General features: G+C 24.0%; 1 protein-coding gene. It reads right to left on the reverse strand.

What is annotated here, in order from left to right:
- Positions 1 to 191 precede the first annotated feature (191 nt).
- Positions 192 to 693 (reverse strand): transposase (locus AYC59_RS07980; protein ID WP_369323999.1); only part of this gene is annotated, 502 nt, incomplete at its 5' end.

The raw sequence follows: 693 nt of genomic DNA on the forward strand, positions 1-693 counted from the left end.
CCAACTGAGCTATGCGACCATAAATTTATTCTATCAAAATTGATGTGTATTGTCAAGATTTTTTCAAAAAATATGCAGAGTGAAATTTGAAATGCAAAGTCATTTTAAAAAATTGAGCCGTTTTGAAGTTTCAAATGCAAAAATATTAACATTTTTTGTTTTTAATTTTTTCTTAATTTATGTTATACTATTTATAGTGTGTATGAATAAAAACTTACATCTTCTGGGGATATCTCTTCTATAGATAATTTAGATAATAAAGTTTTACCAAATCTAGCTTTAAACATCTCTATAGGAGTTTTATTCCCATATTTTTCTTTAATCAAACTATTTATATTACTTATCATAAAATTTATATCATCTTGCTTATATCTTTCTAAACTTGTTCCTTTAGGTATATATCTTCTTAATATTCTATGTATATTCTCTACATTTGCTTTTTGATAAGGTTTTGCTGGGTCACAATAAAATATTTCACATCTTTTACTTTTAGTAGTATAACCTCTAGTTATTTCCTTATACTTTAAAAACTCGCTTCCTCTATCTGATAACATAATCCCAAATATCTTTCTAAAATTTGTGAAACCTATATTTTTTTCAATATTATCAAATACCTTAATAACTTCTTGAGGTGTTTTACTATTTAACTTAAAACCTAACATAAATTGTATTGATGGAATAAACATAGTTAAT

The organism is Pseudostreptobacillus hongkongensis (assembly GCF_001559795.1).
Lineage (GTDB): Bacteria > Fusobacteriota > Fusobacteriia > Fusobacteriales > Leptotrichiaceae > Pseudostreptobacillus > Pseudostreptobacillus hongkongensis.